Source organism: Klebsiella huaxiensis (assembly GCF_003261575.2).
GTDB classification, from domain to species: domain Bacteria; phylum Pseudomonadota; class Gammaproteobacteria; order Enterobacterales; family Enterobacteriaceae; genus Klebsiella; species Klebsiella huaxiensis.
The window spans coordinates 5,925,999-5,938,598 of record NZ_CP036175.1; the positions used below are offsets into that span (position 1 = coordinate 5,925,999).

Annotated in this window: 10 protein-coding genes and 4 tRNA genes; 4 read left to right on the plus strand and 10 right to left on the minus strand. The window is 55.1% G+C overall.

Annotated features, from left to right (window positions below; all coding sequences use genetic code 11):
- The first annotated feature begins 195 nt into the window (after positions 1–195).
- The 4 genes from hemC to hemY are packed head-to-tail and all read left to right on the plus strand — an operon-like array spanning position 196 to position 4,292.
- The gene (gene hemC / locus DA718_RS28330; RefSeq protein WP_112216143.1) at positions 196–1,137 is read left to right on the plus strand and encodes a hydroxymethylbilane synthase; all 942 of its coding nucleotides are present in this window, start codon (positions 196–198) and stop codon (positions 1,135–1,137) included.
- Entirely contained in the window at positions 1,134–1,874 is a 741-nt protein-coding gene (hemD, locus tag DA718_RS28335) for a uroporphyrinogen-III synthase (RefSeq protein ID WP_112216142.1), read from the plus strand. Before hemC ends, hemD begins: the two co-directional genes overlap by 4 nt.
- A gap of 21 nt (positions 1,875–1,895) precedes the next feature.
- Positions 1,896–3,092: a uroporphyrinogen-III C-methyltransferase gene (hemX, locus tag DA718_RS28340; RefSeq protein WP_112216141.1), complete on the plus strand. Its 1,197-nt coding sequence runs from the start codon at positions 1,896–1,898 to the stop codon at positions 3,090–3,092.
- 3 nt (positions 3,093–3,095) lie between these two features.
- On the plus strand, positions 3,096–4,292 hold the full coding sequence (hemY, locus tag DA718_RS28345) for a protoheme IX biogenesis protein HemY (protein ID WP_110276877.1): 1,197 nt from the start codon (positions 3,096–3,098) through the stop codon (positions 4,290–4,292).
- Positions 4,293–4,876: 584 nt separating this feature from the next.
- Here the strand turns inward: hemY and DA718_RS28350 are convergent.
- From DA718_RS28350 to rffA, 10 genes are all read right to left on the minus strand, one after another.
- A tRNA-Pro gene (locus tag DA718_RS28350) sits at positions 4,877–4,953 on the minus strand.
- A gap of 45 nt (positions 4,954–4,998) precedes the next feature.
- Positions 4,999–5,085 (minus strand) — tRNA-Leu (locus DA718_RS28355).
- 22 nt (positions 5,086–5,107) lie between these two features.
- Positions 5,108–5,183: transfer RNA gene (locus tag DA718_RS28360), tRNA-His, on the minus strand.
- Positions 5,184–5,239: 56 nt separating this feature from the next.
- A tRNA-Arg gene (locus DA718_RS28365) sits at positions 5,240–5,316 on the minus strand.
- Between the two features lie 102 nt (positions 5,317–5,418).
- Positions 5,419–6,804 carry a bifunctional threonine/serine APC transporter ThrP gene (gene thrP / locus DA718_RS28370; protein ID WP_112216140.1) on the minus strand — a complete coding sequence of 462 codons (1,386 nt, stop codon included), beginning with the start codon at positions 6,802–6,804 and terminating at the stop codon, positions 5,419–5,421.
- A 241-nt stretch (positions 6,805–7,045) separates the two neighbouring features.
- The gene (gene wecG, locus DA718_RS28375; RefSeq protein WP_112216139.1) at positions 7,046–7,786 is read right to left on the minus strand and encodes a lipopolysaccharide N-acetylmannosaminouronosyltransferase; all 741 of its coding nucleotides are present in this window, start codon (positions 7,784–7,786) and stop codon (positions 7,046–7,048) included.
- An 11-nt stretch (positions 7,787–7,797) separates the two neighbouring features.
- A complete protein-coding gene (wzyE, locus tag DA718_RS28380; RefSeq protein ID WP_112216138.1) occupies positions 7,798–9,144 on the minus strand; it encodes an ECA oligosaccharide polymerase in 1,347 nt (448 codons plus the stop codon).
- On the minus strand, positions 9,141–10,220 hold the full coding sequence (locus DA718_RS28385) for a TDP-N-acetylfucosamine:lipid II N-acetylfucosaminyltransferase (RefSeq protein WP_112216137.1): 1,080 nt from the start codon (positions 10,218–10,220) through the stop codon (positions 9,141–9,143). The genes wzyE and DA718_RS28385 overlap by 4 nt, the downstream gene beginning before the upstream one ends.
- On the minus strand, positions 10,217–11,467 hold the full coding sequence (wzxE, locus tag DA718_RS28390; protein WP_112216136.1) for a lipid III flippase WzxE: 1,251 nt from the start codon (positions 11,465–11,467) through the stop codon (positions 10,217–10,219). Before wzxE ends, DA718_RS28385 begins: the two co-directional genes overlap by 4 nt.
- Before the next feature lies 1 nt (position 11,468).
- Entirely contained in the window at positions 11,469–12,599 is a 1,131-nt protein-coding gene (gene rffA / locus DA718_RS28395; protein WP_112216169.1) for a dTDP-4-amino-4,6-dideoxygalactose transaminase, read from the minus strand.
- Between the last annotated feature and the right edge of the window lies 1 nt (position 12,600).

Below are 12,600 nucleotides of genomic sequence, written 5' to 3' on the forward strand. Positions count from 1 at the left end.
ATTGACCGTAAAGAAAGATGCGCTACATACAAGTGTAGCACCCTTTACTATGTGTAAATTCTTCACTACGTTTGCGGCAACCCGCAAACGCATGAAAGGCTAAAAAAGATGGCCGCGACCCTTATCCCCACAAAACTAACATCCCTAAGACAACAATGTTAGGATGGTTAGTGGTCGACTATGACGGTAACAAGCATGTTAGACAAAGTTTTGAGAATTGCCACACGGCAAAGCCCGCTTGCACTATGGCAGGCACATTATGTGAAAGAGCGCCTGGAGTCCTGTCATCCGGGGCTTTCCGTTGAACTGGTGCCGATGGTCACCCGCGGTGACGTGATCCTTGATACTCCCCTTGCAAAAGTGGGCGGTAAAGGTCTGTTTGTCAAAGAGCTGGAGCTGGCCATGCTGGATGGTCGCGCCGATATCGCCGTCCATTCCATGAAAGACGTGCCGGTAGAATTCCCCGAAGGCCTGGGGTTGGTCACCATTTGCGAACGTGAAGACCCGCGCGATGCCTTCGTCTCAAATCACTATGCGTCCATTGATGAACTGCCGCATGGCAGCATTGTTGGCACGTCAAGTTTACGCCGACAGTGCCAACTGGCCGCCGATCGTCCGGATCTGGTGATCCGCTCTCTGCGCGGTAACGTCGGCACACGCCTGGGTAAACTGGACAGCGGTGAGTATGATGCCATTATTCTTGCGGCGGCGGGACTTAAGCGCCTGAAGCTGGAAGCACGGATTCGCCAGCCGCTATCACCAGAGCAATCTCTGCCCGCAGTAGGTCAGGGCGCGGTCGGTATCGAATGCCGTCTTGACGACGAGTGGACTAAAGCGCTGCTGGCCCCACTGAACCATATGGAAACGGCCATACGCGTGCGCGCCGAACGGGCGATGAACACCCGTCTTGAAGGCGGCTGTCAGGTCCCAATCGGCAGCTATGCCGAACTGATCGACGGTGAGCTATGGCTGCGCGCGCTGGTTGGCGCGCCGGATGGCTCACGGATGGTTCGCGGCGAGCGGCGTGGTCGCCCGGAAGATGCCGAAACGCTCGGCGTCTCCCTCGCCGAAGAACTTCTGGATAACGGCGCTCGCGACATTCTCGCCGTCGTCTATGCAGGAGAGGCCCCGCAATGAGTATCCTGGTCACCCGTCCGCTGCCGCAAGGCGAAGAGTTAGTCAGCCGCCTGCGCGCGCTGGGACGCGTGGCCTGGAGCTTTCCGCTCATTGAATTTACTCCGGGCCGTCAGCTTCAGGAGCTGGGCGGCCAGCTGGCAGGCCTCAAGGCGGGTGATTTACTCTTCGCGCTATCGCAGCACGCCGTTGAGTTTGCCCACGCTCGCCTCCAGCAACAGCGACTGCACTGGCCCTCTGCGCCTGATTATTTTGCGATTGGCCGTACCACCGCGCTGGCCCTACACAAAGTCAGCAGTCATGATGTTCGCTATCCGTTAGATCGGGAAATCAGCGAAGTCTTGCTACAATTACCTGAATTACAAAACATTGCGGGGAAAAGGGCGCTCATCCTGCGCGGTAACGGTGGGCGAGAATTACTCGGTGACACACTCCGTGAACGCGGTGCCGATGTCACTTTTTGTGAATGTTATCAACGTAGTGCAAGGCACTATGATGGCGCAGAAGAAGCAATGCGCTGGCAGTCTCGTGGGGTCTCGACGCTGGTGATTACCAGCGGCGAGATGCTGCAACAGCTCTGGACGTTAATACCGCAGTGGTACCGCGAACATTGGCTCCTGAGCTGTCGCATTTTAGTTGTCAGTGAACGTCTGGCCGAACAAGCCAGGGAATTGGGCTGGCAGGATATCCAGGTTGCCGATAGCGCCGACAACGATGCGCTGCTACGCGCATTACAATAACTCTCAACATTGGAAGCCATAATGACGGAACAACAGAATCAATCCGCCGTGGTTGAAGAGACCAGGGAGGCCGTGGAAAAAACACCACAGCCAGAAAAGAATAATGTAGAAAAGAAAAACGGCGGCAGTAAAACCAGTCTCGCCCTGAGCGCAATAGCCATTGCTATCGCCCTCGCCGCTGGCGTAGGTCTTTACGGCCTCACGAAAACTCAGGCAACCCGTCAGAGCGAAACCAGCGCCGAGCTATCCAGCCAGATCGCCACACTGCAAAAAGCGCAGGAAAGCCAAAAAAGCGAACTCGAAGGCATTATTAAGCAGCAAACCGACCAGTTGACGGAAGCCCAGCGCCAACAAGATTCGCTAACGAAGAAGCTTGAAGAGGTACAGGAAAAAGTTGCCATTATCTCCGGTAGCGACGCCAAAACCTGGCTACTCGCACAGGCTGATTTTCTGGTAAAGCTAGCCGGGCGTAAGCTGTGGAGCGACCAGGACGTGACGACCGCTGCCGCGCTGCTGAAAAGCGCCGACGCCAGCCTTGCGGATATGAACGATCCGAGCCTGATTAGCGCCCGTCGCGCCATCACTGACGATATCGCCTCGCTTTCCGCCGTGAGTCAGGTGGACTATGACGGCATCATCCTGAAGGTTAACCAGCTCGCCAACCAGATTGATAATTTACGTCTGGCGGACAATAACGACGATGACTCCCCGATGGATTCTGATAGCGACGAACTATCCAGCTCCATTAAGGAGTGGCGGGTGAACCTGCAAAAAAGCTGGCAGAACTTTATGGACAGCTTTATTACCGTTCGCCGCCGTGACGAAACAGCGGTTCCGTTGCTGGCTCCAAACCAGGACGTCTACCTGCGCGAAAATATTCGTTCCCGCCTGTTAGTTGCGGCACAGGCCGTACCACGTCATCAGGAAGAGACCTATAAACAGGCTCTGGATAACGTCTCTACCTGGGTTCGTGCCTACTACGACACCGAAGATGCGACCACTAAAGCCTTCCTTGAGGATGTGGACAAGCTCAGTCAGCAAAGCATCACTATGAACGTACCGGAAACCCTGCAGAGCCAGGGCCTGCTTGAAAAACTCATGCAGACGCGGGTACGTAATCTGATGACGCAACCGGCTGAAACACAGACCAGCGCTCCGGCGCCTGCTGTTCCTGCGCCTGTAGCCCCCGCGCCAACGCCTGCGCCACAAGGAGAGTAACGCATGTTGAAAATTCTCTTACTCTTCGCGCTGCTGATTGCTGGGATCGTTGTCGGCCCGATGATCGCCGGTCATCAAGGCTACGTTCTGATCCAGACCGATAACTACAACATTGAAACCAGCGTCACCGGGTTAGCGATCATTCTGATCCTCACCATGGTGGTCCTGTTTGCGATTGAATGGCTGCTGCGGCGTATTTTCCGCACCGGCGCGCATACCCGCGGCTGGTTCGTTGGCCGTAAACGCCGTCGTGCCCGCAAGCAAACCGAACAGGCGTTGCTGAAGCTGGCGGAAGGTGATTACCAGCAGGTTGAGAAGCTGATGGCGAAAAATGCCGATCACGCGGAGCAGCCGGTAGTGAATTACCTGCTGGCGGCGGAAGCGGCCCAGCAGCGTGGGGATGAAGCCCGCGCTAACCAGCATCTGGAGCGCGCGACCGAACTGGCAGGTGACGATCTGATCCCGGTAGAAATCACTCGCGTACGTCTGCAGCTGGCGCGTAATGAAAATCACGCTGCCCGCCACGGTATCGACAAACTGCTGGAGATCACCCCGCGTCATCCTGAAGTTCTTCGCCTTGCCGAGCAGGCCTATATCCGTACCGGGGCCTGGAATTCGCTGTTGGATATCATTCCGTCAATGGCGAAAGCCAACGTCAGCGATGAAGAGCATCGCGCCGAGCTGGAACAGCTTGCGTGGATTGGTCTGATGGATAAAGCGCTGGCCGACGGCGGCAGCGAAGGGTTGCGCGACTGGTGGAAAAGCCAGAGTCGTAAAACTCGTAGCCACGTGGCTCTACAGGTGGCCATGGCGAATCGCCTTATCGAAAGCGACGACCATGATACCGCCCAGCAGATTATTATTGATGGTCTGAAAAAGCACTACGACGACCGTCTGGTGATGCCGATTCCGCGGCTGAAAACCAATAATCCGGAACAGCTGGAGAAGGTGCTGCGCCAGCAGCTTAAAACGGTCGGCGACCGCCCGCTGCTGTGGAGCACGCTGGGGCAGTCGTTAATGCGCCACGGTGAGTGGCAGGAAGCCAGCATTGCGTTCCGCGCCGCGCTCAAGCAGCGTCCGGATGCGTTTGATTACGCGTGGTTGGCCGATACCCTTGACCGCCTGCATCAGCCGGAAGAAGCGGCAACCATGCGCCGTGACGGCCTGCTGTTGACCCTGCAAAACAACCCGCAGCAGTAAGCACGATCTTCACTATCGCCTCCATCGGGGGCGATAGCACTCCCCTTCAGCAAATGCTTCACACACCCAAATAAAAAAACGCCTGCTCTGAAACCAGGGCAGGCGTTAAAACAGGTCTGTTTGACAACAAATTGGGTGCTTCACTCAACGTAGTGTCCATGGTGTTTGATGAGGCTATATGCTTCATCCTTCACGTTGTCTCTTCGTTGGCTGCACACGCTCACCCTAGTCACTTACCTTTGTAAGCTCCTGGGGATTCCCGTGCTGGCCGTCTCGACACATCATGAATGATTTAGCATATAAAATGCGACATCTGTCAGTGGACGATAAGCACCGTAAACGGCTCTGCATCATTCCTGGGTTTATGAGGCACTAAGGCGAACATAAGAGATGGAATGAGCATCTACCCGTTTATTATCGCACAGGATCTACGGAAATTGCATCTATGAGAGTAATGAATTGGGAGTATTCCGCATAATAAATCGCGTCGCAATCAGCGAGATATTTTTAGGGAGATCATGGGGATAAGAGAGTTTTTGGCAAATTCAGAAAACAAAAAACCCCGCCGAAGCGGGGTTCAAAATTGGTCGGCGAGAGAGGATTCGAACCTCCGACCCACTGGTCCCAAACCAGTTGCGCTACCAAGCTGCGCTACTCGCCGATGTACTGCTTTTTTGAATTTTTAGTTCAATTCTTTATAAAGTCGTGGTGCGAAGGGAGGGACTTGAACCCTCACGTCCGTAAGAACACTAACACCTGAAGCTAGCGCGTCTACCAATTCCGCCACCATCGCATGTTCACAACTTTCTAAATAATGGGGTGGCTAATGGGATTCGAACCCACGACAACTGGAATCACAATCCAGGGCTCTACCAACTGAGCTATAGCCACCACTACAAATCTTTTTACGCGGTCTTATAACCACCGCAGCTCCAGCACCGGGTAAATGGTGCGCCCGACAGGATTCGAACCTGAGACCTCTGCCTCCGGAGGGCAGCGCTCTATCCAGCTGAGCTACGGGCGCTTAGCGCCGTTGCGGGGTCGGATATTACGGACTTCCTACCCCGCTGTCTAGTGCCTTTTTAAAGAAAATTACCGTTTGCTCATGCTTTGTGCATTTTGTCGCTTATTCCGCCACATTATCCACATTTCCGCGTCGACCAAGGCCAAAAACCTTATAAATGAGCGTGACAGCCGCCAGGAAAATAATCCCGACGAAGAGCGACATGCGGGTATCGTCATTAAATCCCATACCTATCAGCACGCAAATCAGGAATGCCATGGTTAAATAGTTCGCCCACGGGAACAGCAGCGAGCGGAAAGGATGGCTGGCCATTGCTTCTTTGTGTACAAGACGAAAACGCAGCTGGCTAATCAGAATCACAAACCACGGCACCATGCCCGGCAGCACGCTGGCGCTGTAGACATAGACGAAGACCCGCTGTGGATTAGGGATGACATAGTTGAGGCAAGAACCAACTAACAGAATCAGTATCGACAGCGCAACACCCACCGCCGGCACGCCATTACGCGAGACTTTAGCGATCGCCACTGGCAACTGGCGATTTCTTGCCAGCGCATAAAGCATACGCCCACAGCTGTACATACCGCTGTTACAGCCGGAAAGCGCTGCCGTCAGCACCACAAAGTTAATAATTCCCGCCGCTGCGGTAATGCCGATTTTGGCAAAGGTCAGCACAAACGGACTGCCGTTGGAGCCAATCTGATCCCACGGGAAAATAGTCACAATAACGAAAATCGCACCGACGTAGAAAATCAGGATACGCCACAGCACCTTCCCTACCGCGCTGCGCAGAGTGACCTGCGGGTTCTTCGCTTCACCGGCAGTAATACCGATAAGTTCAACACCCTGGTAGGAGGCGACCACAATACACAGCGCCGTCAGGAAGCCTTTCCAGCCACCAGCAAAAAAGCCGCCATGCTCGGTCAGGTTCCCAAAGCCAATGGAGTGTCCGCCGTTGCCAAAGCCAAAGAAAATGACGCCCAGCCCAACCACAATCATCACGATAATGGTGGTGACTTTAATCATCGCGAACCAGAATTCGATTTCACCATATAGCCGCACCGCCGCCAGGTTCGCCAGCGCCACCAGCCCAACGGCAATCAGCGCCGGTATCCACTGCGCCATATCCGGGAACCAAAACTGGACGTAAACCCCGATAGCGGTAATTTCCGATATCCCGACCGCCATCCACATAAACCAGTAGGACCAGGCGGTGAGATAGCCGAAAAACGGGCTCATATAGCGATGTGCGTAAACGGCGAACGAGCCGGTTACCGGTTCGAGGAACAGCATTTCACCCATCGAACGCATGATAAAGAAGACAAAAAGCCCTGCGATAATATACGCCAACAGGACCGACGGACCGGCCCACTTCAGCGTACTTGCCGCTCCCATAAATAAACCCACGCCAATCGTGCCGCCAAGGGCGATTAGCTCAATATGCCGCGCCTCCAGTCCTCGCTGAAGTTCCGCTTTTTTCTCAGTCATATAGCCTCTTGTGTTTGCCCTGCTCCGGGTTTATTGCACTCCAAACGAAGGTGTATATATCCCGGTTATTTTTATGAATAAATAAAATGGAAAGCCCTGCCTGAGCGACGGCAAAACCTGCCCGTCGCGTATTAAGCATGCGAATGGTTAATGAATTTTATGGAAATGGCAAATAAAGTATCAGGCGAGTGAATACATTACACAGAATACCCAGGTAAACTCGCCAGAACGTAGTGGAATGTCAAAGCTTATCGGTGTAATGCCAGCGTAAATAGCGTAGCAGGCGGGCCTGTCTTTTTATCCGGCTCGGCTGCGACACCAAACGATAAAACCATTCCAGCCCAAGGTCCTGCCAGAATTTTGGTGCCCGCTGAACGTGACCAGTAAAGACATCGTAGGTCCCGCCGACACCCATATACAGCGCCTGCGGATAAACATTCCGGCAATCGCGCATCAAGATCTCCTGACGCGGCGAGCCCATCGCCACGGTGACAATTTTCGCCCCACTTTCGCGAATGCGTTCAAACAGCGCCTGACGTTGATCGGCGGCGAAATAGCCGTCCTGGCTACCGACGATATTCACGTTCCAGCGCTGGTGAAGCTGCCGCTCGGTTTGCGCCAGCACTTCCGGCTTGCCGCCAATCAGAAATACCGGCGTTCTCTGAGCGCCAGCACGCTCCATCAGCGCTTCCCATAAATCAGCCCCGGCGACGCGCGACACCTGCGCTTGAGGATATTTTTTACGTAATGAGCGCACCACGCTGATGCCATCAGCATATTTAAATTCTGCGGCTTCAATCAGCGCCCGAACCTCGGGGTTGTCTTCTACCGCCAGCATCTTCTCTGCATTAATCGCGACCAGCGTCCCCTTGCGGAGCTCGCCATCGCCATACAGATAATCCAGAGCGTGTTGCATATCGCGCCAACCAATGAGTTGCAAGCCTCTCAGCAGATACAACGGCGCGGATGTAGTCCCAGTCATGTACACCCTTATCAGACTTGAGGTTGCGTCAGCGGTTTAACCCGCTTATGAATCAGTCCAACGCTATCCAGGAACCAGTACAGCAGCTTTGCCGCCAGCAAGCAGAGACCAAAGATAACGAGGAAAAAAACCACGCGGGAGCCGAATGAATCCAGCCCTTCGCGCGCCAGCACGATCATATTGAAGATAGCGCCGAAACAAAAACTGTGCAGGATCGCCGCTTTATAGCGGTTAGTCTCCCGGTTGCCCAGCTCGTACAGCCAGTCAAACCATTTAATAATTAGCCCAACCGCCACCGCGCCCAGCGGTACAAACCAGACGCCGCCCATCACCACCAGTGAGCCAATCAGGGTCGGCGAAATCGCCAGGCCAGAATGGTTATTCAGCACTTCCCAGGTGAAATAGTTAGCGGTATTGAGCACCATCGTCGGGCGACCATGCCATAACCAGCTAGGGATAAAGACATAAAAATCCCGGACGATCGGCGCCAGACCCTGGAACTCAATCTTGTCGTAGTTTTGCAGCAGCAGAGCCAGGTTTTCCCACGGCGAGAAGGTATCGCGGGTCAGATAAAGGAAAGTATAAAACGCTTCATCGCCGCTCACGTTCATGCCATAGCGTTTAAGCGCCAGCCAGAACATACCGACGATACCCAGCACGCCCGCCGCCGCCAGCATCCACAGGCTGATCCAGCCGCGAATAATGCCGATGAACAAAAAGATAGCAAAAGCGATGATAATGTTCGCCCGGGTGCCGCCGACGATGGCATAGGTCAGCAGGCCAAAGGCCACGGTGCTGACAAGGAAAAATATCCACGCCTTATAATCCTGACGCAGAAAATAGACCACCAGCATCGCCGGGATGAAGAAGTAGAAAAAGCGCTTGAGCGCCACGCCGGAAACTTCGCTGGAAAAGATCTGGCTATAGGAGTTGAGTCTGAATAACAGGAAGCCGTTGTGCGCAAAGAAAATCCCCACGCAAAGCAGCGCAATACCCAGTAAAATCAACCAAGTCAAGTGAGTTTCCACGCGGTTCATGGTGTACAACGGGCGATGCTGATGCTCCCGACTCGCTGGGCGCAGTCGCGTTTTATAGGTGACGTAGTAAACCGCATAAAAACAGACCGAAACCAGCAGGGTTTGCAGCAGGATTTCCGGTGGGGCCACCGCCACGTCAAAACGGAACACCAGAATGCTGGTCAACGGGAAACCGAAGAAGAAGGTCAACAGAAACAACAACGAGAAAAAGACGTTGAAATTAAACCGCACGCGGCGAAATTCAAAGTACGTGGTGGTGGCGATAAATAGCGTCGACAGCAACCAGACCGCCAGTAACCCGCTAAATTGCATTAATGTCATGCGTCCACCCCCGCGGCAACCCGCAACGCTCGTCGCCAGCCCGTCAGGTAATTCGGACGGAAGAAGGCAATCTGATTCTTATCCACACCGGCCAGCTGCCGCTGCGCTTCTCGCACCACGGCCGCGTCCAGCGTATCGCTGGTAAAGAGTACCGGAATATGCTGCTCCGACATATCCTGCCAGAAGGGATTCTCCCGGTTCAGAACGCAGGGGATCCCCGCCTGAATCAGCAGGCACAGCGTGCCGATACCCTGCTGGCGGGCAAACAAGAAGTAGCCGAGATCGCAACGGCGCAATAGCGCAAGGTAGTCATCGAACGCCAGCTTGTCGCTCAGAACCTGAAGATGCTGCGGGCTAAACAGCGCCGCTCCGGCCTCGCGGACCTGGTTGATGTAATCACTATTATTGGCCGGGTAACCCATCGGCACAATCACGTTGACCGTATCGCCAAACTGCTGATGAATCGCGCGCAGCGCCGCAATATGTTCATTGCTGCGGTCACCGGAATTCCCCACCAGGATAGTCAGCGTGTCGCCGCGCGGAGCGCTATCAGCAAGGGTATTCAGCGCCGGGTCCATTCGGGTCGGGAAATAGAGCAGTTCGCCCGGCACGTCCGAATGACGGGCGGCAAACCAACTGAGATCGCCGCGGGTGGCAAATACTCGCCCTACTCGCCCCTGTGCCATACGCCGTAGTGGATAAAACAAGCGAAACTTCAGGCTGGCGGAATTCTCATACAGATCCGCGCCCCAGATATGCCAGTTAAACTGCGCTGGGCGGATCCCACCGCTGAGTAACGCCAGCCACAGCCCGGTATTGAACTGGCCATGAAAGAAAAAGCGCTGCTGCCGGTTGGCCTTTGCCAGCGCGATAACCGCCTGTGCCAGCAACTTTTTCCCTGCAAAGCAGGTGATGGATAGCGCGGGATACGCTTCGCGAACTCCTGTCACATCACCGACGACCATAAACGTACGAGCCTGCTCGTCATCAACGGCCAGCTCGTCATTAAAGAACCGCAGAACGGTCTGGTTGTGGTGCGGGATATCCGATCCCAGTACATGTATTAGTGCTGTCATGCCCGTTTACGCCAAAGTAAAAACACGCCACTACAGAGGGCGAAATAAACAATATAAGTAGCCATATACGCCTGCGCCGCGCCGATTGCACCGTGTGCCGGAATAAGCCAGTGCGAAAATGCGGTTAACAGCGCGAACTGGCTGATTTCCGTCAGAATATAAAAACGCAGCGAGGCTTTGGCGATCACCAGATAGCCGTAAACATACGCCCCGACCTTCAGCACATCGCCCACAAGCTGCCAGGCGAAGAGATCGCGCATCGCCGTAAAGCGGTCGGAAAAAAGTAGCCAGATGGCGAAATCGCGCAGCAACCACACGGTTAAACTCGCTGCCGCCACCGCCGGAAGGACAAATTTCAGCGATTTGCCAATCTCACGGGTGATGTCCGCTTTGGCGGTCAGGCGAGAGAGCGTAGGCAGCAGGTACACGCTAAACGAAGCGGTAATAAACTGCAAATAGGCGTCGGAAATGCTGCTGACGCCTTGCCAGATCCCCACTGCTTCCCAGCCATAATGGGCCGCCAGCAGGTTACGCATCATCACGTAGGCGACCGGCAGCGTCACCGAAGTAATCAGCGCCATCAGGGTAAACTTCGACAGCTGACCCGCCAGGCCGTTATCCCAACGCGGGCGCAGCGCACTCAGCGGGATATTACCGCGTCGCCACAGCACAACAGCTGCCGGAACCACCACCAGAGCAGGTACCAGCGCCAGACCGAGCAATGCGCCCTGATAGCCGCCGAAACGGTAGCAGGCATAGTATGCCGCCACGCCAATCAGGCTCCCGGCGATCAGCGACAGCGCGTTTCCCGCCGCATCGCGAAAGCCTTTCATCAGCGCTAACAGGAAGTTCGCCCAGGCGATACCCATCTGCACCAGCGCCACCAGCCGGACCAGATTCTGGTAATGCTGATGCCCAAACAGCCCCTGGCTTATCGGCGCTGCCGCCAGCAGGAATATCAGCGCCAGTAGGGTTGAGAAACCCAGAACCATCGCTGAAGAAGTGCCGACAACCTTATTCAGTTGCTGACGATCGTCATGATGCTGGGCCACCAGCTTAGTGACGCCGTTAAAAATCCCGGCCCCCGCCAGTACACCAAGCACGGTCACCAGTTGGCGGAAGTTACCCGCCTGACCCACTCCGGCAGGGCCGAACGATACCGCCAGCAGTTTAACTACCAGCAGTCCCGCCCCGATTTTGACCAACGTGGACGCGGCGGTCCACAGAGAAGCTTTAGCCAGCGACATATCAGGAGAAATAGCTCAGCAGCGAGTTAATCACCGTACGCTGGTTTACGTTCGACAGATTGTAAAATAACGGCAGGCGCAGCAGGCGCTCGCTCTCCTGGGTGGTATAACGATCTGCACCGTGGAACACGCCGAAGTTCTCCCCTGCCGGGCAACTGTGCAGTGGGATATAGTGGAACACTGCCAGAATCTCCGCTTCTTTCAGCCAGGCGATCAGCTTGCTACGATCGTCAATATCGCGCAGCTTGATATAGAACATATGCGCATTGTGTCCGCAGTCGGCCGGAATCACAGGCAGGTCGATACGCCCGGCGCGCGCCAGCGGTAAAAGCGCGTCATAGTAGCTCTGCCATAGCGTCAGACGCTGCTGGTTAATCCGTTCCGCCGCTTCCAGCTGTGCCCACAGGTAAGCCGCCTGTAGATCGGACATCAGGTAGCTGGAGCCAATATCGCGCCAGGTGTATTTATCCACCAGACCACGGAAGAACTGGCTGCGGTTGGTGCCTTTTTCGCGAATGATCTCCGCACGCTCCACCAGCTTACGATCGTTAATCAGCGTCGCGCCGCCTTCACCGCCCGCGGTGTAGTTTTTGGTTTCATGGAAGCTGAAGCAGCCAATATGACCGATAGTGCCGAGCGCCCGGCCTTTGTACGTCGACATCACGCCCTGCGCGGCATCTTCCACTACAAACAGATTATGCTTGCTGGCAATGGCCATAATGGTGTCCATCTCGCAGGCCACGCCCGCATAGTGGACCGGCACAATCGCCCGTGTTTTTTCGGTGATTGCCGCTTCAATCAGCGTTTCATCTATGTTCATGGTATCGCGACGAATATCGACAAAGACGATTTTCGCTCCGCGCAGTACGAAGGCGTTCGCGGTGGAGACGAAGGTGTAGCTTGGCATTATCACTTCATCGCCCGGCTGGATATCCAGCAACAGCGCCGCCATTTCCAGTGACGCGGTACACGATGGCGTCAGCAGCGCTTTCGCCGTTCCAAAACGCTGCTCCATCCACTGCTGGCAGCGACGGGTAAAGCCGCCATCGCCGCACAGCTTGCCGCTACCCATTGCGGACTGCATATAATCAAGCTCGGTTCCCACCACCGGCGGCGCGTTAAATGGAATCATC